Raw genomic sequence first — 20534 nt, forward strand, 5'->3', positions numbered from 1 at the left:
GGGGATCGCTCGACTCGTCTGTCGGCTGGTACCCGCAGATAACATGTTGACGGTCCCTCCACCCTGGCTCCTACATACCTCGTGGGAGCCGGGAGGAACATACAAGCCATGCTCGACGTTGCAGAACGGCGATGGCAGCCCAACAGGGAGTGTCCATGGAACTGGAAAATGCACCTGCACCTCGTCATTCGCGCGCTGCCCTGATCTTCCTGATCGCAGCGATCGTCGCGGCGCTGCTGGTCCTGCCGCTGCTGCGCGCCGTCGGCATGGCGCAGTGGCCGGTGTTCGCCCTTGCCGGGCTGATCAACCTGGGCGCCGCCTGGCATCTGGGCCAATGGGCTCGGCAGCAGGGCCGTGCGGCCTGGGCCCTTGGTGGACCTGCGCTGCTGGGCACGGTCGCTTCGATGTGGTGTATGTGCTGCTCGCGGCCCTGCCGTCCTTGGCACGGTCGCCGCGATGGTGGTGTACCGCCTGTTTGCCTTACCCGGGGCCGAAGCTCGGAGTGTCGCCGCAAGATTGAAGTCGCCCGGGGGGCTGCTACTGCCTGACAAGGGTTCGTACTGCTACCGTGACATGGAAGATGTTATTTCGTTGCCTGTCATGTACATGGCCCGGTCAAGCGCATTGCGTCGAGCATCTTTTTGTTCAACGTACCTGAACAGATCCTGCTCGATCACGCGATTACTGAGTGCCTTGAGGCGCTCAAGTTCCGCCTCGGACCTTCCAGGTGAGTCGACAGAAAGTTGAAGGCTGTTTGCGATTTGTAGTGAAATTCTTCCGCGAAGTACGGCGGCCTCTCTTGCTTGTCCGTGTTCGTCAAACAGGGTATGGATCGACATGGCAAGATCATCTGTGTACTGCTGTCGTGGGCTGGGGATCATCTGGTTTGCGTAAAAAAACCCTAGAATTAACGAGAGAATCGCTGTAAGCAGGTATGTTCCGAAAAGAATAAATTTCTTCATTGCGTCTTGTCCTGGCGCGGAAGAATCCATTCGCAGCGATCAAGCTTTCCATTCACAGTGCCGCATCGGAATTGTCCACCCCCGAAGAGATAGCGGACTTCGCGAGGCCAATCGCCCTTGTCGATGTCGATATTGATGTTTCCTCCGTTCTTGATTGTGTCCGATTCGGGGAGGAGATCGCCATGGACATTTTTGGCGGTGCCTTCAATAAGGCGCGCAGCTCCTCTCGCCATTGGATTGATCTGCCAGCAGGCGGTGTCTCCGTTATCCATCAGCAGGCAGCCGCCGACACCTTTCCCAAAGAAGTATTCGAGAGATCTGAATAGCGATCCGACAAGGTTTCCATTGATTTGGCCGTGCTGCCACGCTGGATTTTTCGTCGTATGCGCAATTCGGATTGCATCGTCAACCGCAGGAATGAATTGATTCGCGACGTATACGCTTGAAAAATATCCGCTGTCATTGCTGGGTTTGACGAAAATCCACTCTTTGGACATGTGGACGATAGCCTCTAGCTGGAGGCGTTCGCCATCGCTGGTTCATGTGAACTGCTGTCGTAGTCTCCTTGACCATATGGAGTGCTTATGGATCTGCTGGGTAAGCGCCAAGTAGGGACTTCAATGTCTTTGATATCAACGAATCCCACAGGTAAATGAGCCCTCTCGATTCGCCTGGGTACTTCCCCGGGTGGGACGTAGTTGACAGTGACGTATAGCGCTTTCGCAGTATTGGGATTGAGGGCCATATACCTATCCCAACCGCGACGAACACCATGGGCGATTTCGCCTGCAGACTCATACTGCCAATCCTGCGCGCAGTTTCCGCAGGTCACGATTTGAACTGCATGTGCTGTTGACGGAAAGGCAGCGTATGCGGTCATAATCAATACCGACGCCACAATGTTTTTCATGATCTGATTCCCTTGGTTGGCGATTGCTGTACGCGGATTCGACTCGGAATTGACGTGAACCCGTGTGTTCATGCTGCCGGCCTGGCTATTTGATCTGAATAGGCCATCTGCTTTCGACGCGCAGGAAACAGGATCGTTTGGATGTTAGGGAATGAGAGGCTGGCCTGTGAGTGCGCGCGGCAGCAGGGCCGTCCGGCCTGGGCCTTTGGCGGGCCTGCGCTGCTGGGCACGGTCGCTTCTATCGTGGTGTATGTGCTGATGGCGTTGCTGAGGCCGAATCGTGGGGCGCCGCGAGGGTGATGCGGGGAAACCCTGCCAGGCATGGCCTGGCACTACTGGATTCAGTTCGGCCCTAGGCGCGGGGCATCGCCACGAGGGTGATGCGGGCAAGCTCTGCCAGGCATGGCCTGGCACTACTGGGACAGGTTCGAGGCATGCTCGACTCATCCTGTATGGGGCGAACAACGGGTATCAGGGTGACGGAGGTGCCGGCAATCACCGGCACCTCCGCCGGCATCACATCGAAACCTTCCTGCGGTTGTCGTCGCTGACGCGGTCGATCAGCTTGTTGTACGGATCAAACCCGGCCTCGTCCGGCTTGCTGTCCACCGTCACCGTAATGGTGGGCTCGGCCGTGGTCACGTGGTGGCGTTGCAGGTACAGCACCTTCTGGTCGCGTTCCTTGCCCGACGGCCCGTTGGCGAACACGCCAATCTCGATCCAGTCATCCATCCTGCCGTCGCTCTCCTGGCCCTTGCCGTCGGCGTACTGCCTGGCCGCGTGCAGGACCAGTGTCACGTCGTAGCGACCATCCTCGCGCTTGCGCGCGCTCGCGGACATCACCCGGTTGTCGTAGAAGCTGATTTTCTCGAACAGGTCGGTGACCAGCGCCTGGCGATCCGCCGGCGTTTCGGCGCGGATGTAGTCGAGCAGTTCGCGCGAGGTGGTGTACGGCGGCTGCTGGTAGCCCTTGTCCTGCAGGAAGCGCTTCAACGCACGGTTCAAAGCCTCTTCGCCGATCTCCTCGCGCAGCCGGTAGAACACCAGCGATCCCTTCTGGTAGTGGATGTACTGCTGGTTCTCCACGCGCTCCAGCGGCTGTTCCTCGATGGCCTCGCCGCCGCGCCCGGACAGGTAGCCATCCAGCTCGCGCTTGAGGAACTGGCGCATGTGCTGGCGGCCGTACGCCTGCTCCATCACCATCAATGCCGAGTACTGCGACAGCGACTCGGACAGCACCGTGGCGCCCTGCACGTTGGCACCGATCACCTGGTGCGCCCACCACTGGTGGGCAACCTCATGGGCGGTCACGTAGAACACGTAGTCCACCTTGTCCGGATCACGCAGGTCGGCGATGAAGCCGATGGCCTCGGAATAGGGAATGGTGTTGGCGAAGGACTGCGCGAAGCGGGCATAGCCGGGGAATTCGATGATGCGCACCTGGCGATGCTGGTACGGCGTGAAGTTCGCTTCGTAGTAGGCCAGCGACTTCTGCACGGCTTCAATCATCCGGTCCACGTTGTAGCCGTGCGCCGGGTCGAAGTAGACCTCGATCGGGATGTCCTTGTACTTCGCCTTGCGTACCTCCCAGCGTGCCGACAGGTAGGCATAGAAGTTAAGCATCGGCCGGTCCATGGCATAGCTGAAGCAGCGGCGGCCATTGACCGTGGTTTCGTGCTGGAGGTAGCCGGGGGCCAGCGCCACCTGGTCCGGCGCGGTGCAGACCGTGGTGCGGAAGTCGAGCCAGTCGGCATCGTTGGACACATAGGTGTTGGCGCGCGCGGCCTCGTCTTCCAGCTTGGGCATGCGCCGTAGTTCACCCAGGCCGCGCTTGCGCCGCTCATTGCGGTCACTGGTCTCGGCACCTTCGTTGTAGCCGAAGGAAGGCAGCACGCGGCTGTTGAAGAACGTGCCGTTGTCCACGATGTTGCTCGGCGCCTGGCCGGCGGTGATGCCGTCGGGTTTCTGCATCACCCGGAAATGCACGTTGCGGGTTTCACCTGGTTGCAGCGGTGTTTGCAGTCGGTAGATGCGGTAGCCAAGATCGGCGTCGTGCATCGCCAGGGTCTGCCCACCCAGATCGACGGCGAGCAGTTGCTTGTCATCTCCCATCGAGACGTGCACGTCCTGGATCGGGACGGCATGGGTGTTGCGCACCTGCCAGTGGGCGTCGATCACCATGGACTGCGATTCCGGGAACAGGTCCACGCGGTTGTCCACCGCCACGATGCGCGGCTGCGGCAGCGTGCGGTACCTGGACAGCTCGCGCTCGTAGCGGGCCTGCAGATCCAGCTGCTGGTCCGGGGAAAGGAACGCGTTGCGGACGTTGGTGCTCCAGTACAACCAGCCACCGACGACCACGAACGCCAGCGCAGCGACCGCGGCGAAGGCACCGGTCGGACCGCGCAGGCGACGGCCGGCCAGGGCCAGGCGCTGGCGCAGGCCCTGGCTGACACCTCGCACCCAGAAGGCCGAGGCCAGGCACATCAACGCAAGCAGGAACAGCGCCCAGTAGCCCTGGAACGCCAGCTGCCCGGCCAGGAAATGGCCATAGCCGTTCATGTCCGAATAGGGGGCATTGGGCCAGCTGCCGAAGTTGTAGATGTTCTGCGTGTAGTCCAGCATGCCCAGCACGCCCTGGCCGATCATCACGATGATCAGCAGTGCATAGCCGACGAACTTGTTGTTGGTGAGAACCTGCAGCACCAGCGCCAGGCCACCCATCAGGATGTAGACCACCGAATCCAGTGCCAGGCTGCGCAGGTACAGCAGTGGCTCCAGGTGGGTGTAGCCCTTGGCCAGCTGCACGCCCATCGCCGCCAGCGCGCCGGCGGCCTGGAAACAGGCGATCACTGCCAGCAGCGCGGTGAACTTGGCCAGCAGCGGTACCCAGTTCGGCACGGGCATGGCGTCGGTCACTTCATTGATGCGTGCGCCGCGTTCCTTCCAGACCAGCTCGCCGGCGAAGAACAGCACGATGATCACCAGCAGCCAGCTGAAGGCGCCCTGCAGGGCCATGACCATCTGCGAGGTGACCGGCCAGATCGGAGTGCCGTACAGCGTCTGCCGGAACAATGCACTGGGCAGGAAGTTGGCCAGGCCCAGCACCAGCAGCACGATGAACGGCACGCTGCGCAGCACGCCACGCGTGTCGAAGCGGACCTGGCGCAGGAACTGCTGCCACGCCGTGCCCGCGGTGAACACCGGTACCACCCGCGGCAGGGGCGTGCGGCTGGGGCGGCCGGCACCCGCATCGGCGGCCGGCAGCGCGTGCCTGCGGCCCCAGCGGCGGCGGCCGCTGCCACTGCGTTCGGTACGGAACAGGGCAAACGTGGCGGCGAACAGTGCTGCGGCCACGCCCAGCCACAGGGCGCGGTTGGCCAGCAGGTAGCCGGCCAGTTCGGGGATGCCGCCGTTGCGTTCGGCGGTGGACCAGTAGCGGATGGTACGGCCCAGCGCACGCATGCCCAGCGGCTCGCTCAGCACCGCGATCCAGGTGTTGTCGATGTCACGCAGCAGGGCGGCGCTGGCACCGTACAGCACCAGGTAGGCCACCAGGCCGATGTACACCCAGAGGATCGAGCGGGTCAGCGCCGCCAGCAGCGACAGCAGTGCGGTGGTGAACAGCAGGTTCGGAATGACGATGACCGCGAACGCCCAGGCAAAGCCCTGCCAGCTGATCGGGCCCATGCGCTCGGGATCGACCCAGGGCATGAACGGTGCCAGCCACAGGCCGAAGGCGATGATGATGTAGACCAGCAGCCCGGCAACGAGGGCCGCGGCGATGCGACCGGCCAGGTAGTCGCGACGCTTCACCGGGCTGGCGAAGATCAATTCGGCAGTTCCCAGTTCGAAGTCACGCAGCAACGCGTTGCTGACGAACAGCGCGTTCACCAGCATCCCCAGCAAGGTGAAGATGCCGAGCATCTGCGCGATCACCGTCGGCGCATTGCTGTGCACATTGCCGCTGCCACCACCGATCTGCACCGCATCGCTGGAGGCGGCGGCGAAGGCGAGCAGGGCGAACAGCCCGGCCAGCAGCCACAGCAGGGGAGAACGCAGCTGCTCGCGCAGCTCGAAGCGGAAGAAATTGAGGATCATGGGGTGCTCCGCTCAGGCTGCCGCGCGGGCACGAGCCTGCAGGCGCAGGCGCTGGAAGTAGACGTCCTCGAGATCGGGGGCCACGGCGCGGAAGCCATCGCCGGGATCGCTGGCACTGTGGATGTGGATGACCGGGCGGCCGCCGACCAGGCGCGTGGACAGCACCACATAGCGCGCCTCGTGGTCGGCCAGCTCGGACGGATCGACCTGCTTGCGCCAGACCTGGTGTGCCAGCGCTTCGATGGCATCGGTGGGGCGGCCGGTCAGCAGCACCTGGCCCTTGTTCATGATGGCCATGCTCGGGCACAGGTCGGTCACGTCCTCCACGATGTGGGTGGACAGGATCACCGCGACGTTCTCGCCGATGGCCGCCAGCAGGTTGAGAAAGCGGTTGCGTTCCTCGGGGTCGAGGCCGGCGGTGGGCTCATCGACGATGACCAGGCGCGGATCGCCCAGCAGGGCCTGGGCGATGCCGAAGCGCTGGCGCATGCCGCCGGAGTAGGTACCCAGCTTGCGCTTGCGCGCGTCCCACAGGTTCACCTGCTGCAGCAGGCCGTCCACCACTTCGCGGCGCTGCGCGCGCTGGGTCAGGCCCTTGAGCACGGCGAAATGCTCCAGCAGGTCGAGCGCGCTGACCTTGGGGTAGACGCCAAAATCCTGCGGCAGGTAGCCCAGGCGGCGGCGCACGGCGTCCTTGTCGCGCAGCACGTCGATCGGCGCCTCGCCGGGAATGCTCAGCACCGCTGTGCCGCTGTCGGCTTCCTGCAGCGTGGACAGGGTACGCATCAGCGAGGACTTGCCGGCGCCGTTGGGGCCGAGCAGGCCGAACATGCCGCGCGGGATGTCCAGGGTGACCGCGTTCAACGCGTGGACGCCGTTTGCGTAGGTCTTGGACAGCGAGTCGATCTGCAGCATGTGGCGTACACCTCTTCCCTGTGTGTGAAGAGCCGTTTATCGCGCTGAATACAACGTCGGTCAAACGCCGATGGTCATGGTTGGCCGACGGACAGAACCCAGCGGGGGTGAATCGGCGGTGAAACAAACCTGAATGGGGCGGCGGTCAGTGCTTCTCATCACACGATGCCTCCACAGTGGCACCGATAGGCTTTGCCCCAGTTCAAAGCCATGCAGGCGCACATGCGTATTACGACTGGTGTAGAGGGGCTCGACACGATCCTCGGCGGCGGCCTGCCGCAGGCCCGGCTGTTCCTGCTGGAAGGCCCCCCAGGCTCGGGCAAGACCACGCTGTCGCTGCAGTTCCTGCTGGAAGGGCTGCGCCAAGGCGAGCAGTGCCTGTACATCACCCTGTCCGAGACCGCCGAGGAACTGCGCGAAGTCGCCAGCGCCCACGGCTGGTCGCTGGAGGGCCTGCACCTGTTCGAGCTTGGCTCGGCCGAAGGCGCGATGGGTAATGGCCGGCTGCAGTCGGTGCTGCATTCCTGGGAAATGGAGCTGGACGAGACGGTCAACATGATCATGTCCCGGGTCGAAAGCATCAGGCCGACCCGGGTGGTGTTCGATTCGCTGTCCGAGTTGCGTCTGCTGGCCCAGGATTCGCTGCGTTACCGCCGGCAGATCCTTGCGATCAAGCAGTTCTTCGGGCCCAAGAGCGCCACCGTCATCCTGGTCGATGACCTGACCTCCACCGGCGAGGAACGCGACGGCCAGCTACACAGCCTGTGCCATGGCGTGATCTCGCTGGAGCGGCTGACCCTGGACTTCGGCCCGGCGCGCCGCCGCATGCAGGTGCAGAAGCTGCGCGGCGTCGAATTCGTCGCGGGCTATCACGATATGGTCATCCGCCGAGGCGGCCTGGAGATTTTCCCGCGGCTGATCGCTTCAGAACACCACGGGCGCTTCCTCGGCACCCCCATCAGCAGCGGCGTCGACGAGATTGACCATCTGCTGGGCGGCGGACCGCTGCGTGGCACCTCAACCCTGCTGACCGGCCCTGCCGGCAGTGGCAAGACCAACGTGGCCCTGCAGTACGTATGGGCCGCGTGTGAGCGCGGTGAGCGCGCCTGCATTTTTGAGTTCGACGAGCGCGTGGGCACGCTGCTGGCCCGCGCGAAGGCGCTGGACATCGATCTGCACAAGCATCTGGACAGCGGCATGCTGGAGATCCTGCAGATGGACCCGGCCGAAGTGTCGCCCGGCGAGTTTTCCTGGAACCTGCGCAAGTCCGTGGAGCAGCGCAACTGCCGCGTGCTGGTCATCGACAGCCTCAACGGCTACGTTACCGCCATGCCGCAGGAAAAACAGCTGATGCTGCAGCTTCACGAGATGCTGTCCTACCTCAACCAGAAAGGCGTGGCCACCTTCCTCATCAACCCGCAGCACGGCCTGGTAGGCACCATGTCCACCGGCAGCCTCAACGTGTCCTACATTGCCGATGCGGTGGTGCTGTTCCGCTTCTTCGAGGCCAAGGGCCGCATCCGCAAGGCCATTTCAGTGATCAAAAACCGTGGCGGCGCGCATGAGGACACCATCCGCGAGTTGAAGATCGATGGCCGTGGCATCGCGGTCAGCGAGGCGCTGGCCGATTTCCAGGGCATCCTCACGGGCACGCCGGAATTTGTCGGCGACAGCGCCGCGCTGCTCGGCCAGACCGATGGCCGATAGCGGCGGAGGGGGGGCGGTCGTCCGCATCGTCGCCCCCTTCGGACGGGATGCGCAGAGCATCGCCGCGGTGCTTGGCGCGGCGGGCGTTTCCACCGGCATTGCGCCAAGCCTGGAAGCCCTGGCCAGTGAGCTGGACGACGATACAGGCCTGGTCGTGGTCACCCAGGAGGCGATGGCAGGCGGCAGCGACGTGCTGCTGCCCGCGCTGCAGCGCCAGCCGACATGGTCGGACCTGCCTTTCATCCTGCTGCGCTCGGCGCGTTCCTGGCGCCGCTCCACCCGCGAGCCGCTGCTGCCGGCGTCGATCAACGTGGTGGAGATGGACCGGCCACTGGGCAGTGTCTCCCTGCTGAGTGCCGTGCAGGGCGCGCTGCGCGCACGCGACAAGCAGTTCCTGGTGCGCGACCAGTTGCGGGCGCTGGACGAGGGTCGCGCCGCGCTGGCCCGCAGCGAAGCCGAGCTGCGCGTGATCGCCGACACGATGCCGGTGCTGATCGCCTTCGTCGATACGGCGATGTGTTTCCGCTTCGCCAACACCGCCTATGAAGACTGGTTCGGCCTGGCTACCGGCGAAGTGATCGGCCGCCACGTGCGGGATGTCATCAGTGAACCCGTCTGGCAGCAGCGCCGGCCGGCGATGGAGGCGGCCCTGCAGGGAAAGGGTGCAGTGTTCGAGATCGAATGGCCACACCGCCTGCGCGGTCGCCGCGACTGCGAAGTACGCTACTCGCCACGCCGCGATGCGCAGGGCCACGTCGACGGCTTCCATGTCTTCGTCACCGATATCACGAGCACCAAGCTCGCGCTTGCCAGCAGCCAGCAGCACGCCCAGGCGTTGGAAGCCAAGGTCGCCGAGCGCACCCGCGAACTGGAAATGCAGATGGCCGCGCGCGAGGCCAGCGAGGCGGCCCTGCGCCAGGCGCAGAAGATGGAGGCGATCGGCCAGCTGACCGGTGGCATCGCCCACGACTTCAACAATATGCTGACCGGCATCCTGTCGGCGCTGGACATCGTGCGGATGCGCCTGGAAATGGGCCGGGTGGATGACCTGGATCGCTTCCTTGAAACGGCCACCGCATCGGGCCAGCGGGCAGCAGCGCTGACCCAGCGGCTGCTGGCGTTTTCGCGCCGGCAATCGCTGGATGCACGGCCGGTGGAGATCAACGCGCTGCTGGACTCGGTGCAGCACCTGCTGCGCAGCACGCTCGGCGAATCGGTGCGGATCGTCGCCGAGCCCAGTGCCGGTGAACTGCATGCCACGCTGGATGCCAACCAGTTCGAGAGCGCGATCCTCAACCTGGCGATCAACGCCCGTGACGCCATGCCCCATGGCGGCCAGCTGACCCTGCGTACTGAAGCCGCCAGCGTAAGCGAGGGGCAGTATCCGGCGGTGCCCGCCGGGTGCTATGTGCACGTGCTGGTGTCAGACACCGGCGCCGGCATGGCGCCTGCCGTGGTCGAGCGCGTGTTCGAGCCGTTCTTCACCACCAAGCCGATCGGCAAGGGCACTGGCCTTGGCATGTCGATGGTCTACGGTTTCATGCAGCAGTCCGGCGGCCATGTTGCCATCCAGTCGCAGGTGGGCGAGGGGACGACGGTGTCCTTGTTCATTCCGATGGACGACGCCCCTGAAGCTGCCGCCCCACAGGCGACGACCCAGCCGATCCGGCGTGGCGCCGGCCAGTCGATCCTGGTGGTGGAAGACGATGCGCAGGTGCGCATGCTGGTGACCGTGGTGCTGGAAGACCTCGGCTACCAGACCCAGGTGGTGGGCGATGCCGATGCGGCGATCCCGATCCTGGCCTCGGCGCAGGTGATTGACCTGCTGGTAACCGATGTCGGCCTGCCCGGCATGAACGGCCGGCAGCTGGCCGAGATCGCCCGCCAGTCACGCCCGTCGCTGCCGGTGCTGTTCATGACCGGCTATGCGGAAAAGGCCCAGGAGCGCGCATCGTTCCTCGACGAAGGCATGGCGATGATCGCCAAGCCCTTCCTCCTGGATGAGTTCAGCACCGCCGTGCGCACCGCCATGCCTGAAGCCCGGTAGCGTCGAGCTTGCTCGACTGCCGTGCCTGTCGATTCCCGTCGCTGCGCTGATCGGTCATCTCTGCGGATTTTTGTAGAGCCGAGCCCATGCTCGGCTGATTTGCCTGGACAAAGGCAGCCGAGCATAGGCTCGGCTCTACAGGAGAGCCATGGCAGCCGAGCATGGGCTCGGCTCTACATCCGCTGCGAAGACTCGCGCACCACCCGCTTCACCGGAATGCTCAGGCTCTCCACCGGCTGGCGGCCGATCAGCGCCAGCAGTTTCTCCACCAGCAGCTGGCCCGCCTGCTTGGTGTCCTGCTGCACCGTGGTCAGCGCCGGCGACACCGAGGCCGCCAACGGAATGTCGTCGAAGCCGGTCACCGCTACGTCCTGTGGCACGCGCAGCCCTGCCTCGCGCAATGCACGCATCGCGCCGATGGCAATAAGATCGCTGGCGGCGCAGATCGCATCGATGCGTTCGCCGCGTGCCAGCAGCGCCTGGCAGGCTTCCTGCCCGGAGGCCTCGGTGGTGATGGCATCGTGCTGCAGCGCCGGGTCGGCGGCAAGGCCGTGCGTGCGCAGCGCCTGGACGTGGCCGCGGTAGCGCTCCTCGAATTCCGGGTAATGGCTGGACGCATGGCCGAGGAAGGCGATGCGGCGGCAGCCCTGCTGCAGCAGGTGGGCGGTGATGTCATGCCCGCCCTGGAAGTTGTCGCTGCCGATCGACACGCCCGGCTGGCCGGGCAGGGCCGCGCCCCAGCGCACGAAATGCGTGCCCTGTTCGACCAGCCGTTGCAGGCGGTCGCGCGACTGGTGGTAGTCGCCGTAGCCGAGCAGGATGATGCCGTCGGCCTTGTTGCTGTCCTCGTAATCGGCCTGCCAGTCGGTGGACAGCTGCTGGAAGGACACCAGCAGGTCCTGCCCATGCAGCGCGCAGGCGCGGGTGATCGAGCCCAGCATCGAGTGGAAGAACGGGTTGATCAGCGAATCGTCATTGGTCGGGTCTTCGAAGAACAGCAGGGCCAGCGTGCCGGCATTGCGCAGGCGCAGGCTGGAGGCGTTCTTGTCGACCTTGTAGTTCAGCTCGCGGGCGATGCGCAGGATGCGTTCGCGGGTTTCGGCGTTGACCATCGGGCTGCCGCGCAGGGCACGCGACACCGTGGGCTGGGAAACCCCGGCCAGGTGGGCGATGTCCAGGGACGTGGCTTTGCCTTTGATGGTCATGGAGGGAGCAGGCTGGGAGATTCACGGATGATGCCACGGGTGGCTGCTGCTGGCCCTGTGGATGTCTTGCCGGGGAGACGGATCGGACAGCGCTTGGCTGTGACGCGACCGGACCCGCCCGGTGCGGACAGGTCCAGACCATTCCTGCTGTCGGCTGGGTTGAACCGCCCCCAAGGCCTGACAGGACAAGGGCCCAGGGGACAATCCGGCCGCCGCCGGGAGCTTCCCTGACCGGGCGGAAGGCGGTGGCGATGATAAGATGGGACATTCTTGAATTCCCCCAAATGCATCGGGGGCGGCCCCGGGCCACTGCCTCCTGCCAGGAGGACGTGCTATCACTGGTGGTCTGCCCCTGTACAACGGACGAACACACCTATGGCGCGTGGCATCAACAAAGTCATCCTGGTCGGCAACCTCGGCAACGACCCGGACGTGAAGTACACCCAGGGCGGCATGGCGATCACCCGCATCAGCCTGGCCACCACCAGCGTCCGCAAGGACAAGGACGGCAACCAGCAGGAGCGCACCGAATGGCACCGTGTGGTGTTCTTCGGCAAGCTCGGCGAAATCGCCGGCGAATACCTGCGCAAGGGCAGCTCGGTCTACGTCGAAGGCAGCCTGCGCTACGACAAGTACACCGGCCAGGATGGCGTGGAGAAGTACTCCACCGACATCATCGCCGACGAAATGCAGATGCTGGGCGGCCGCGGTGAAGGCGGCGGCGGTGGCGGCGGTGGTGGCAACTTCGGCGGCGACCGTCCGCAGCGCCAGCAGGCCCCGCGCCAGGAGTACGGCGGCGGTGGCGGCGGCCAGCGGGGCGGCCAGGGCGGTGGTTACGGCAACCAGGGCGGTGGCAACCAGGGTGGCGGCTACGGCAACCAGGGCGGCAACCAGCGCCCGCAGCCGCAGCAGGCACCGCCGATGGACGACTTCGCTGACGACGATATTCCGTTCTGATGCCTGCCTGGCAGCAGGCGCAGACGTGAATTCACAAGGAGCCCCATTCGTGGGGCTCTTTTTTTTTGCGCGTCCAGTCAGGTGCGTGGTGCCCTGCAGCATCAATTTTCGTGCACCGCGTCTTGCAAAAAAAAACATTCCTCCCGTATGGTGCAATCGATTGCATTGCTGTGAATCCTCAGTGTTTGCACCGGTTGGGAGGCCGGGAAGTGGATGTCGATCCATTCCATCGAACCGGCGCCTGCGCCGGGGCTCACGCGGCGCGAGGCGCTGCGCATGGCCGTCGCCGGCAGCCTGGGCCTGGTGGCGGCGGCAGGCGTTCTGCCCCCTGCCGCATCTGCCGCGCCGCTCAAGGGCCGGCTGAAGCACTCCGTCGCCCGCTGGACCTTCCCGCAGTTGTCGGTCGCCCAGCTCTGCCAGACCGTGAAGGGCCTCGGCTTTGCCGCCATCGACCTGGTCGGCCCGGAGGACTGGCCGACCTTGAAGGCCCATGGCGTGGACAGCTCGATGTGCAACGGCGCCGAGCTGGGCCTGACCAAGGGCTTTGCCGGACGCGGGTTCCACGATGAACTGGTGGCGCGTTACACCCGGCATATCGACCTCGTGGCCGATGCAGGCTATCGCAACCTCATCTGTTTCTCCGGCAACCGCAACGGCATGGACCCGCAGGACGGCATGGCCAATGCAGAGGCCGGCCTCAAGCGCATCCTCGGCCACGCCGAGAAACGCGGCGTCGTACTGGTGATGGAGCTGCTGAACTCCAGGGTCGATCACGCCGACTATCTGTGCGACCACTCGGCCTGGGGCGTGGAGCTGTGCAAGCGGCTCGGCTCCGACAATTTCGGCCTGCTCTACGACATCTACCACATGCAGATCATGGAGGGCGACATCATCGCCACCATCGGTCGGGACCATGCGTACTTCAAGCACTACCACACCGCAGGCGTGCCTGGCCGGCACGAGATCGGTGACCAGCAGGAACTGAACTATCCGGCCATCTGTCGCGCGATCCGCGACACCGGTTTTGATGGGTATCTGGCGCAGGAATTCATCCCTGCAGCGCCTGATCCCGTTGGCTCATTGCGCGAGGCGATCCGTCTCTGCGACGTCTGAAACGATATCCACCCAGGTGATAGACCCATGGCAGATAATCATTACGACGCCATCGTTGTTGGCTCGGGAATCAGTGGCGGTTGGGCGGCGAAGGAACTGACCGAAAAAGGTCTCAAGGTCCTGATGCTGGAACGCGGGCGCAACATCGAGCACGTGAAGGACTACGTCAATGCGATGAAGGAACCGTGGGACTTCCCGCATCGCAACCGGCCGACCCAGGCGATGAAGGCGGCGTTCCCGGTGCTGATGCGCGATTACGCGCTGGCCGAGAACCTGGAGGGCATGTGGGCCGACGAACAGGACTCGCCCTACATCGAGACCAAGCGCTTCGACTGGTTCCGCGGTTACCACGTCGGTGGCCGCTCGCTGATGTGGGGGCGGCAGAGCTATCGCTTCTCCGATCTGGATTTCGAAGCGAACCTCAAGGACGGCATCGCCACTGACTGGCCGATCCGCTATGCCGACATCGCGCCGTGGTACGACCACGTGGAGAAGTTCGCCGGCATCGCCGGTACGCGCGAAGGGCTGGACGTACTGCCTGATGGCGAATTCCTGCCGCCGATCCCGCTGAACATCGTCGAGAAGGACGTCGCCGCGCGGATCCAGAAAGCCTTTGGTGGCACGCGCCACATGATCCACTCGCGCACGGCCAACATCACCAAGCCGATGCCCGAGCAGGGCCGGGTCAACTGCCAGTACCGCAACAAGTGCATCCTCGGCTGTCCCTTCGGCGCCTACTTCTCGACCCAGGCGGCCACGCTGCCGGCGGCGATGAAGACCGGCAACCTGACCCTGCGGCCGTTCTCGATCGTCAAGGAAGTGCTCTACGACAAGGACCGCAAGCGTGCGCGTGGCGTGGAGATCATCGACGCCGAGACCGGCCAGACCTACGAGTACACGGCCAAGGTCATCTTCCTCAATGCGTCGTCGTTCAATTCCACGTGGCTGCTGATGAACTCGGCCACCGATGTCTGGGAGGGAGGACTGGGCTCGTCCTCAGGCGAGCTGGGGCACAACGTGATGGACCATCACTTTGGCGCGGGCGCATCGGGCCGCGTCGAAGGCTACGACGACAAGTACTACTTCGGTCGTCGCCCCTGCGGCTTTTATATTCCGCGCTTCCGCAACGTGGCGGCGGACAAGCGTGGCTACCTGCGCGGCTTCGGCTACCAGGGCGGTGCCAGCCGCAACGGCTGGTCGCGCGAGATCGCCGAGCTGAACATCGGTGCCGACCTGAAGGAGGCGCTGAGCCTGCCGGGTGACTGGCGCATCGGCATGACCGGGTTCGGCGAAATGCTGCCGCACCACGACAACACCATCCGCCTGGACCCCGAACGCAAGGACAAGTGGGGGCTGCCGGTGCTGGCCATGGACGTGGCCATGCGCGAGAACGAGAGGGCGATGCGCAAGGACATGGCGGCCGATGCGGCGGAGATGCTGGAAGCCGCCGGCGTCAAGGATGTTGAGATGCACGACAACGACTACGCGCCCGGCAAGGGCATCCACGAAATGGGCACCGCGCGCATGGGCCGTGATCGGAAGACCTCGGTCCTCAACGCCAACAATCAGGTCTGGGATGCGCCGAACGTCTATGTCACCGACGGTGCGTGCATGACCTCCAGTGCCTGCGTGAATCCGTCGCTGACCTACATGGCGCTGACCGCGCGGGCCGCCGACCATGCCGTGCGCGAACTGAAAGCGGGGAACCTGTGATGGATCGTCGTGAACTGTTGAAGATGATCGTCGCCGCCACCGGGGCGGCGATGATCGGCCTGCCGACGCTGGCCAGCGCCAAATTGCCGGCCGTGGCGCCAAGCGCTGGCTTCTCCGAGGCCGAGATCGCCACGCTGGATGAGATCGCCGAGACCATCCTGCCGCGCACCCGCACGCCCGGCGCGAAGGATGCGGCAACGGGCGCCTTCATGGCGCGGTTCGTGACCGACTGCTACACCGGCCGGCAGCAGGCGACGTTCCGTGCCGGCCTGGCCGACATCGACAAGCGCGCCGGCGGAAGCTTCGTCGCCCTTGCGCCCGATGCGCGTACCATGCTGCTGCGCACGCTGGATGCCGAGGCCCGCAGGCGCGCGGTCGAGGTGAGCGAGACCGGCACCGGGGAAACCGCGAAGGCGATGCCGCATCCGTTCACCATGATCAAGCAGCTGGCCATCTTCGGCTTCTTCACCTCGAAACAGGGCGCGACCGAAGTGCTGAAGTACGTCGCCGTGCCCGGACGCTACGACGGCGACATGGCCTATGTGCCAGGTACGCCGGCCTGGGCCACCAGCTGATGGAGTACGACAGGATGATCAGACCTTTCTTGATGGCTGCGGGCGTGCTGGCGGCGGTGCCGGTGTTTGCGCAGGCCGGTGCGGAGCGTAATCCGGCGAAGACCGAGGTATGGGCGCCGGTGGCGGAGGTCGCCACGCCGGTCGGCGCTGCGCCGTCGGACGCGATCGTGCTGTTCGATGGCAGGGACGTGTCCGCCTGGGAGGCGGAGCAGGGCGGGCGGGTGCCGTGGACGGTGGCCGACGGCGCGATGACCGTAGTGCCGGGCAGCAAGGGCATCCGCACGCGGCAGCGTTTCTGCGACATGCAGTTGCATGTCGAGTGGCGCACGCCGGCCGATACCAAAGGCTTCGACGGCCAGAACCGCGGCAACAGCGGCATCTTCCTGCAGGAGCTGTATGAGCTGCAGGTACTGGACAGCCACGGCAACCCGACCTACGCCAACGGCCAGGCCGGTTCGATCTACAAGCAGGCCATGCCGCTGGTGAATGCCTCGCGTGCGCCCGGCCAGTGGCAGGCCTACGACATCATCTGGAAAGCGCCGCGTTTCTCGTCCGGTGGTGGGCTGACCTCACCGGCGCGCATCACCGTGCTGCACAACGGCGTGCTGGTGCAGGACGACACCGTGCTGGCGGGCCGGACCGAGTACATCGGCGCGCCGTCCTACTCACCGCACGGGTGCGCGCCGCTGTATCTGCAGGAGCACGCCTCCAAGGTCAGCTACCGCAACATCTGGGTGCGCGAGCTGTAACGCTCGCGCCTACTTCGCCAGGAAGCTGGCGAGGTCATCGATCTCCTGCGCGGACAGCTGGGAGAAGGGCGGCATCAGGCCGCCGCCCTTGCTGATCTTTTCCTTGATCTGTGCCGGCGGCAGGCGCTTGCCGATGTCGGTGAGCGCGGGGAACGCGCCGGGCATGCCGGCGCGATCGGCACCGTGGCAGGCCACGCAGTGCGTCGCGTACAGCTTGGCACCGGCAGCAGGGTCTTCCTTGGACCACGCCGGCAGCGCATGGGTCGCCGCGCACAGGGTCAGGGCCAGGGTCAGGACAGTTTTCAAACGAAGCTCCTTTGCGGGCTAGCGCGATGCGCGGGCGGGCAGGGTCAGGTGTTCACGCAGATAGTCGGCCCCGGTCTGGATCACCTTGGCCGGGTCACGCGGCTGGTCGTGCTCGACGATGTACCACGTCACACCCGCACTGGCGGCAGCCGGCAGGATCGCGTTCCAGTCGAGCACGCCCTGGCCGACGGCGGCGAATCCGCCTTCGTCTTCGGCCTGGCCTTTGGGCGCGTTGTCCTTGGCATGCACCGCGAACAGACGGCCGCGGAACTTGCCAAGCATCACCACCGGGTCGTGGCCGGAGCGGGCCACCCAGGCCAGGTCCAGCTCGGTCTGCAGGTTTGGGCCGGCAGCTTCGAACAGCAGCTCCAGGCCGGTGCGCCCATCGAAGTCGACCAGCTCGAAGTCATGGTTGTGGTAGGCCAGGCGCATGCCTTTGGCGCGCACCCGTTCGGAGATGCGGCCCAGTTCCTTGCCCAGCGCCGCCCAGCCAGCGGCATCTTTCGGCCGGTCCTTGCTGTCCAGGTAGGGCACCACCAGCGTGGTGTTGCCGATGGCACGGTTGAAGGCGACCACCTTGTCGAGGTCATTGCGCAGGTCGGCCAGGGCCGTGTGCGAGGAAATCGCCTTGATGCCGTATTTGTCGAGCAGCTGCTTCAGCTCTGCCGCGCTGACGTTCTGCGTGCCGACGGTTTCCACCGCGTGGACGCCTGCGTCGTGGACGATCTTCAACTGCTGGTCGAGCGTGCCAGCGTTGCGCAGCGTATACATCTGCACCGCAATGGGCTTTCCAGCGCCGCCGGTTTCCGCGGCGAAGACGGGCAGGGTGGCGAGCAGAAGCAGGGCGGCGGTGGCGATCCTGCGTGTTGGAGCCTTCATCCGTACATCCTCCGGGGATTCATTCAAGGGTGGCCCAGGCGCGCGACCTGGCCGATGCGATGACGCGGTCGACGATCCGCGCCGAGCGCAGGCCGTCTTCGAAGGTAGGCAGGCCCTGCGGCGTTTCACCGTCGATGGCGCGATAGGTGTCGGCGACGAAGGCCTCGAAGCATTGCGCGTAGCCCTGCGCATGGCCTGGCGGCAATGTCGACAGACGACGCTGTTCGGCACTGCCGGCGCCGGGGCCGCGCACGAAGGTTTCTTCGCGCTGGTCGGGCCGGCCGATCCACAGCCGCTCGGGATCTTCCTGGTTGAACGCCACGCTGGCCTTGGCGCCGTCGATCTCGAACCAGAGGCGGTTGTGCCGACCCGCCGAGACCTGGCTGACGGTCAGCGATGCCAATGTGCCTGCGCCGGTGCGGAACATCGCCATGGCCACGTCCTCGCTGGACACTGCCTGCGTCGCGCCGCCTGTCGCGGGTGTGCTGAAGCTCTGCGCGCCCGCGGCGCTGCGCTCGGTGATCACCGTGGCGAAGGACGCGCTGACCTCGGCGAAGCGCTCGCCGCTGACCCATTCCACCAGGTCGCACCAGTGCGAGCCGATGTCGGCGAACACGCGCGAGGTGCCGCCCAGCACCGGGTCGACGCGCCAGTTGTTGCTGGCCGGGTCCAGCAGCCAATCCTGCAGGTAGCTGCCGTGGATGAGATGCAGGGGCCCGAGGTCGCCGGCGGCGATGCGCGCGCGGGCCTCGCGGACCACCGGGTGGTAGCGGTAGACGAAGGGCACCGTGGCGACAAGGCCGCTGGATGCGGCCAGCGACGCCAACGCCTGCGCATCGTCCAGGGTCGTGGCCAGCGGCTTCTCGCAGATCACGTGCTTGCCGGCTTCCAGGGCAGCCTGCGCCATCGGCCGGTGCAGGTGGTTGGGCGTGCACACATGCACCACCTGCACCTGCGGATCGGCAACGACCTCGTCGATATCGCGGTAAGCGCGCGGCACGTTCCACGCCTGCGCTTTTTCCTGCGCACGGTGCGGTGAAGACGCGGCCACGCCGCGTACTTCGGCACCGGCGAGCAGGGCGGCGCGGCGGTGCACCGCGGCGATCATCCCCGTGCCGACAATGGCGATTCCCAGCTTTGGCATCGGCGTTGTTCTCAGCGTGTAGTGGCTGCGGTCGCGGCGGCGGGGCGGTCGCGGAACAGCAGCAGGAAGGCGATCAGCACGACCAGTGCAACGCCGGCCGGGAACAGCCAGATCTGCTGCCAGTCCGGCCCTGCGGCCGTGGTGTAGTGCTCCACCACCGCGCCGGACAGGAAGGTGCCGATCAGCATGCCCACGCCGTAGGTGGCCAGGGTGATGAAGCCCTGCGCGCTGCTGCGTGCGTCGGGACCCGCATGTGCATCGGTGTAGATCTGCCCGGTGACGAAGAAGAAGTCGTAGCAGATGCCGTGCAGGACGATGCCGATCACCAGCAGCGAGAAGCCACCACCGGCGTCACCGAAGGCGAACAGCGCATAGCGCACCACCCACGCCGCCATGCCAACCGCCAGCATGGTCTTCACCCCCAGCCGCACGAACAGGAACGGCATGGCCAGCATCAGCAGCACTTCGGACACCTGGCCCAGCGACTGCAGGCCGGCCGCGCCGCGCACGCCCAGGTCGTTGAGGTACGGGTTGGTGAAGTTGTAGTAGAACGACAGCGGGATGCAGATGGCGATGGAGGCCAGGAAGAACACCAGGTAGGCGCGCGACTTCAGCAGGCGCAGCGAGTCCAGGCCGAGGATCTGCCCCAGCCCGGCGTCGCGCTGCTTCGCCAGGGGCGGCGTGTGCGGCAGGGTGAAGGCATACAGGCCCAGCAGCAGCGACGCCACCGCCGCCATCCGGAAGGTCAGTTCGAGGCGGTGTGCCTGTTCCCAGCCCAGCCAGCCGATCAGCACGCCGGCGATGATCCAGCCGATGCTGCCGGCCACCCGCACCAGCGGGAACTGTTTTTCGGGCGACTGCATGTGCCGCATCGCCACGCTGTTGGCCAGCGCCAGCGTCGGCATGAACAGCAGCATGTAGCCCATCACGCAGGCCGAGAACGTGCTGAAGCTGGTCGCGGTGGAGGCCAGCCACATCAGCACCGCACCGGCCAGGTGCAGCACCGCCAGGATGCGCTGCGCGGCGAAGTAGCGGTCCGCGATCAGGCCGACCAGGAAGGGAGCGACGATCGCGCCGATGGACTGGCTGAGGAAGGCCGTGGCCACCTGGCTGGCGCTGGCCTGCAGCGGGCCCTGCACCAGGTAGGTGCCAAGGGTGACGAACCACGCCCCCCAGATGAAGAACTGCAGAAACATCATCGCGCCCAAGCGCGACATGGCGTGCGTCATGGCTTGCCCTCCCGGGGCGGTG

General features: G+C 65.4%; 16 protein-coding genes and 1 pseudogene. 8 read left to right on the forward strand and 9 right to left on the reverse strand.

Annotated elements, in window-relative coordinates; genetic code table 11:
- Window positions 1-155 precede the first annotated feature (155 nt).
- Window positions 156-520 (forward strand): annotated as a pseudogene (locus tag AC1VXD_RS13060) (hypothetical protein).
- Between the two features lie 43 nt (window positions 521-563).
- Here the strand turns inward: AC1VXD_RS13060 and AC1VXD_RS13065 are convergent.
- The 4 genes from AC1VXD_RS13065 to AC1VXD_RS13080 form a co-directional block, all read right to left on the reverse strand.
- Window positions 564-962 (reverse strand): hypothetical protein, encoded by a 399-nt coding sequence (locus tag AC1VXD_RS13065; RefSeq protein WP_482992395.1) that lies wholly within the window; start codon window positions 960-962, stop codon window positions 564-566.
- The gene (locus tag AC1VXD_RS13070; RefSeq protein ID WP_482992396.1) at window positions 959-1459 is read right to left on the reverse strand and encodes a hypothetical protein; all 501 of its coding nucleotides are present in this window, start codon (window positions 1457-1459) and stop codon (window positions 959-961) included. Before AC1VXD_RS13070 ends, AC1VXD_RS13065 begins: the two co-directional genes overlap by 4 nt.
- 929 nt (window positions 1460-2388) lie before the next feature.
- Entirely contained in the window at window positions 2389-5973 is a 3585-nt protein-coding gene (locus AC1VXD_RS13075; protein ID WP_482992397.1) for an ABC transporter permease/M1 family aminopeptidase, read from the reverse strand.
- Between the two features lie 12 nt (window positions 5974-5985).
- Window positions 5986-6888: an ABC transporter ATP-binding protein gene (locus tag AC1VXD_RS13080; protein WP_482992398.1), complete on the reverse strand. Its 903-nt coding sequence runs from the start codon at window positions 6886-6888 to the stop codon at window positions 5986-5988.
- Window positions 6889-7098: 210 nt separating this feature from the next.
- Between AC1VXD_RS13080 and AC1VXD_RS13085 the strand changes: the two genes are divergently transcribed.
- Both AC1VXD_RS13085 and AC1VXD_RS13090 read left to right on the forward strand, forming a co-directional pair.
- Window positions 7099-8595 (forward strand): ATPase domain-containing protein, encoded by a 1497-nt coding sequence (locus AC1VXD_RS13085; protein ID WP_482992435.1) that lies wholly within the window; start codon window positions 7099-7101, stop codon window positions 8593-8595.
- On the forward strand, window positions 8585-10642 hold the full coding sequence (locus AC1VXD_RS13090) for a PAS domain-containing protein (protein ID WP_482992399.1): 2058 nt from the start codon (window positions 8585-8587) through the stop codon (window positions 10640-10642). The genes AC1VXD_RS13085 and AC1VXD_RS13090 overlap by 11 nt, the downstream gene beginning before the upstream one ends.
- Before the next feature lie 173 nt (window positions 10643-10815).
- Here AC1VXD_RS13090 and AC1VXD_RS13095 read toward each other — a convergent pair whose 3' ends face one another.
- On the reverse strand, window positions 10816-11847 hold the full coding sequence (locus tag AC1VXD_RS13095; protein ID WP_482992400.1) for a LacI family DNA-binding transcriptional regulator: 1032 nt from the start codon (window positions 11845-11847) through the stop codon (window positions 10816-10818).
- A gap of 375 nt (window positions 11848-12222) precedes the next feature.
- On the opposite strand from AC1VXD_RS13095, the gene AC1VXD_RS13100 reads away from it, so the two are divergent.
- From AC1VXD_RS13100 to AC1VXD_RS13120, 5 genes are all read left to right on the forward strand, one after another.
- Window positions 12223-12804: a single-stranded DNA-binding protein gene (locus AC1VXD_RS13100; RefSeq protein ID WP_482992401.1), complete on the forward strand. Its 582-nt coding sequence runs from the start codon at window positions 12223-12225 to the stop codon at window positions 12802-12804.
- 213 nt (window positions 12805-13017) lie between these two features.
- Window positions 13018-13917 carry a hydroxypyruvate isomerase family protein gene (locus tag AC1VXD_RS13105; protein WP_482992402.1) on the forward strand — a complete coding sequence of 300 codons (900 nt, stop codon included), beginning with the start codon at window positions 13018-13020 and terminating at the stop codon, window positions 13915-13917.
- A 27-nt stretch (window positions 13918-13944) separates the two neighbouring features.
- Complete coding sequence (locus AC1VXD_RS13110; RefSeq protein WP_482992403.1) at window positions 13945-15630, forward strand: GMC oxidoreductase; 1686 nt, start codon at window positions 13945-13947, stop codon at window positions 15628-15630.
- On the forward strand, window positions 15630-16205 hold the full coding sequence (locus AC1VXD_RS13115; protein WP_482992404.1) for a gluconate 2-dehydrogenase subunit 3 family protein: 576 nt from the start codon (window positions 15630-15632) through the stop codon (window positions 16203-16205). Before AC1VXD_RS13110 ends, AC1VXD_RS13115 begins: the two co-directional genes overlap by 1 nt.
- Window positions 16206-16219: 14 nt before the next feature.
- A complete protein-coding gene (locus AC1VXD_RS13120) occupies window positions 16220-16954 on the forward strand; it encodes a 3-keto-disaccharide hydrolase (RefSeq protein ID WP_482992405.1) in 735 nt (244 codons plus the stop codon).
- Between the two features lie 9 nt (window positions 16955-16963).
- Here the strand turns inward: AC1VXD_RS13120 and AC1VXD_RS13125 are convergent, their stop codons facing one another.
- The 4 genes from AC1VXD_RS13125 to AC1VXD_RS13140 are packed head-to-tail and all read right to left on the reverse strand — an operon-like array spanning window position 16964 to window position 20512.
- The gene (locus AC1VXD_RS13125; RefSeq protein ID WP_482992406.1) at window positions 16964-17260 is read right to left on the reverse strand and encodes a c-type cytochrome; all 297 of its coding nucleotides are present in this window, start codon (window positions 17258-17260) and stop codon (window positions 16964-16966) included.
- An 18-nt stretch (window positions 17261-17278) separates the two neighbouring features.
- Window positions 17279-18139 (reverse strand): sugar phosphate isomerase/epimerase family protein, encoded by an 861-nt coding sequence (locus tag AC1VXD_RS13130; protein ID WP_482992407.1) that lies wholly within the window; start codon window positions 18137-18139, stop codon window positions 17279-17281.
- A gap of 19 nt (window positions 18140-18158) precedes the next feature.
- Window positions 18159-19283 carry a Gfo/Idh/MocA family protein gene (locus AC1VXD_RS13135; protein ID WP_482992408.1) on the reverse strand — a complete coding sequence of 375 codons (1125 nt, stop codon included), beginning with the start codon at window positions 19281-19283 and terminating at the stop codon, window positions 18159-18161.
- A gap of 11 nt (window positions 19284-19294) precedes the next feature.
- Window positions 19295-20512, reverse strand: a complete 1218-nt coding sequence (locus tag AC1VXD_RS13140; protein ID WP_482992409.1) for a nucleoside permease — start codon at window positions 20510-20512, stop codon at window positions 19295-19297.
- Between the last annotated feature and the right edge of the window lie 22 nt (window positions 20513-20534).

It is taken from the genome of Stenotrophomonas sp. STEN054 (genome assembly GCF_056854535.1).

Bases quoted from the DNA above. Each gene is read 5' to 3' on its own strand.
- AC1VXD_RS13065 (WP_482992395.1), bottom strand. From the start codon at position 962: ATGAAGAAATTTATTCTTTTCGGAACATACCTGCTTACAGCGATTCTC.
- AC1VXD_RS13070 (WP_482992396.1), bottom strand. From the start codon at position 1,459: ATGTCCAAAGAGTGGATTTTCGTCAAACCCAGCAATGACAGCGGATAT.
- AC1VXD_RS13075 (WP_482992397.1), bottom strand. From the start codon at position 5,973: ATGATCCTCAATTTCTTCCGCTTCGAGCTGCGCGAGCAGCTGCGTTCT.
- AC1VXD_RS13080 (WP_482992398.1), bottom strand. From the start codon at position 6,888: ATGCTGCAGATCGACTCGCTGTCCAAGACCTACGCAAACGGCGTCCAC.
- AC1VXD_RS13085 (WP_482992435.1), top strand. From the start codon at position 7,099: ATGCAGGCGCACATGCGTATTACGACTGGTGTAGAGGGGCTCGACACG.
- AC1VXD_RS13090 (WP_482992399.1), top strand. From the start codon at position 8,585: ATGGCCGATAGCGGCGGAGGGGGGGCGGTCGTCCGCATCGTCGCCCCC.
- AC1VXD_RS13095 (WP_482992400.1), bottom strand. From the start codon at position 11,847: ATGACCATCAAAGGCAAAGCCACGTCCCTGGACATCGCCCACCTGGCC.
- AC1VXD_RS13100 (WP_482992401.1), top strand. From the start codon at position 12,223: ATGGCGCGTGGCATCAACAAAGTCATCCTGGTCGGCAACCTCGGCAAC.
- AC1VXD_RS13105 (WP_482992402.1), top strand. From the start codon at position 13,018: ATGTCGATCCATTCCATCGAACCGGCGCCTGCGCCGGGGCTCACGCGG.
- AC1VXD_RS13110 (WP_482992403.1), top strand. From the start codon at position 13,945: ATGGCAGATAATCATTACGACGCCATCGTTGTTGGCTCGGGAATCAGT.
- AC1VXD_RS13115 (WP_482992404.1), top strand. From the start codon at position 15,630: ATGGATCGTCGTGAACTGTTGAAGATGATCGTCGCCGCCACCGGGGCG.
- AC1VXD_RS13120 (WP_482992405.1), top strand. From the start codon at position 16,220: ATGATCAGACCTTTCTTGATGGCTGCGGGCGTGCTGGCGGCGGTGCCG.
- AC1VXD_RS13130 (WP_482992407.1), bottom strand. From the start codon at position 18,139: ATGAAGGCTCCAACACGCAGGATCGCCACCGCCGCCCTGCTTCTGCTC.
- AC1VXD_RS13135 (WP_482992408.1), bottom strand. From the start codon at position 19,283: ATGCCAAAGCTGGGAATCGCCATTGTCGGCACGGGGATGATCGCCGCG.
- AC1VXD_RS13140 (WP_482992409.1), bottom strand. From the start codon at position 20,512: ATGACGCACGCCATGTCGCGCTTGGGCGCGATGATGTTTCTGCAGTTC.